The 2,045-nt window shown below is 35.3% G+C and carries 2 protein-coding genes and 1 pseudogene; 2 read left to right on the forward strand and 1 reads right to left on the reverse strand.

What is annotated here, in order from left to right:
- Window positions 1-110: pseudogene (locus NI461_RS13900) on the forward strand (IS481 family transposase); the annotation flags it as partial.
- A 280-nt stretch (window positions 111-390) separates the two neighbouring features.
- Window positions 391-606, forward strand: a complete 216-nt coding sequence (locus tag NI461_RS13905; protein WP_174659888.1) for a hypothetical protein — start codon at window positions 391-393, stop codon at window positions 604-606.
- A gap of 91 nt (window positions 607-697) precedes the next feature.
- Here the strand turns inward: NI461_RS13905 and NI461_RS13910 are convergent, their stop codons facing one another.
- On the reverse strand, window positions 698-1,156 hold the full coding sequence (locus NI461_RS13910; protein ID WP_174660580.1) for a DUF2147 domain-containing protein: 459 nt from the start codon (window positions 1,154-1,156) through the stop codon (window positions 698-700).
- Window positions 1,157-2,045: the final 889 nt, after the last annotated feature.

Genomic DNA, 2,045 nt, shown 5'->3' on the forward strand with positions numbered 1-2,045 from the left:
ATAATACTGAACGGACTCATCAAGGAAAAATGTGCTGTGGTCGTACACCACTTGAAACTTTACTTGATGGAAAACGGATTTGGGCTGAGAAAAATTTGGCTCAAATTTAACCTGACAGGCACAATAAAAAACGGGTAACTGTCAGATCAGGTTTGAGCTAGTACATGCAAATAAACCATCACTAGTCCATTTAAAGAAGTATTATCTTTATATCTGTGACTGAGAATTAAAGAGTAATTTTCATACATCATTGGTATTTCTCTTATTGCTTTCATACTTACTGGGCTGCAATTCATATCCTACAGAAATGATCAGTCCTGTAGAGAGTAGCGTACCCAGCATTTCCATCCTCACTCCCGCACAGATTCATGGCTCGCCCTCAGCAGTCCAATGGATTTAATCCTTAAGTTTAAATCGTCAAGTAATTTTGAAACTGCGCTGCTGACAGATAACTTAGATAGAACTTTCATGTTGAAAAGAGCGCCTGCTGCGAACGGTGTATTGATGCCTGATGACGAAGGTGTTTCTATTCACTTTAAAAATGGAGAAGGCCTTGTAGGGTTTGTGAAAGACCGACCTATCACTCTCCAAGAGTTTAAAGAATAGTTATCAAATTCTTGAACAAACCCACCGCATTGGTAGATTGGTTTTTTAAAGCCTGGAATCAATACATGCGCTCATAAGGGTACAAGCTCTATCAGAGCTTCTTCCACGTCATATTGCTCATCGTGTTGCTTCCCTTGGCTTTGCCTTGAACTTTGAGCAAATCTCTTGATTCATTTAATTGAGCATCAATATGGTAGGTTTTCCCATCCTGCGTATTGATCCACACTCCTTTACTGAATTGCTGATCTTTACCATTAGCAACCAGTCCTCTTAATGTTTCCATTCCAAAAAATGGCTGATTTTTTAGTACGCCCGCGCATTTGGTACACACTTCACTCATTGGAGCACCTGGCAATGGGTAGTTTTTGGTCACAACGGCACTATACTGTTCTGTTTTAGAATCCTTACGGATTACAATATCTGAAATATAATATCCAGTACGGTCATCGATAACCTTCCATGTGCCAATTAATGGATCAAAAGGCATGGCAGCTAAGGGGTTAATCATTCCAAGCAGGAGTGCAACAGCACCAATAAATTTAAACTTCATATAGAGACATTTTACAATTAAGTTAAAAAGCACAGAGATGTGCCAAGTGCGGGGAATTATAACCACTATTTTTTTAATATAGACAGAAATTTCACTAAAATTATATATATATCCAATACATGCAAAAAAAAACGAATAGTTTGAGGAGGCCATGTCTGCCAGAATAAACATCGTTTAAATCGGTTCAATAGAACCACTCTAAAATAATTATGCTAGAAAAACCTAAATTGGTGTACCACTTAGTCACTGGGCACACTTTTATACGGTTACCTTAGTGAATCGAAATCCGTTTAATAATTAAATGTTTGTCCCAAGGAATAAACCATCAGGGTGATAAGCAATACAACGAATATAGATATAGCTATTTCTGTTTTTGTCATTTGATCTACCCTTATTTAAGGTTGTACCTCCTTTATACAGCGCTTAAAGAATATTCTAAATAACAAAATATTACACTTTAATGATTCTTTGCAACAAAATAAAACATACTTTAATTTTAAAATTTAGTTTTCTTTTTTAAGTTTAAGCAAGCTTTATGGACTCTCAAAAACCAAATAAAAAATTGAAAAATATAAAGATATATAGATAACTCATTAACGTAAAACCAGACTTCTTTTAATGACAAACCTGAATACTTGAGATAAGGAACTGTCTATTGGCAAACTCGTAGAGTGGTATTAAAGCTATTAAATCTTTTTATTTAAGTAATTTTTGACTCAATTGTGATACCGGAGAAAAGATTTCTTTCTTTGATCTTTTCATTATCCTGAAACTGACAAAAATTCTACTTAATTCAAGCGTAAGCGTCCGCTGAACCCCACTTTTTCTAACTCATTAATACCGCGATAGTGTCCACTTAAATTTAAGTGGACACCTATTTATGGATTTA

Source organism: Acinetobacter sp. S4400-12 (genome assembly GCF_024129495.1).
In the GTDB taxonomy this organism is placed as follows: Bacteria; Pseudomonadota; Gammaproteobacteria; order Pseudomonadales; family Moraxellaceae; genus Acinetobacter; species Acinetobacter lwoffii_C.

What these genes read in the sequence shown, in the direction of transcription:
- NI461_RS13905 (WP_174659888.1), top strand. Translation starts at nt 391, where the DNA reads ATGGATTTAATCCTTAAGTTTAAATCGTCAAGTAATTTTGAAACTGCG.
- NI461_RS13910 (WP_174660580.1), bottom strand. Translation starts at nt 1,156, where the DNA reads ATGAAGTTTAAATTTATTGGTGCTGTTGCACTCCTGCTTGGAATGATT.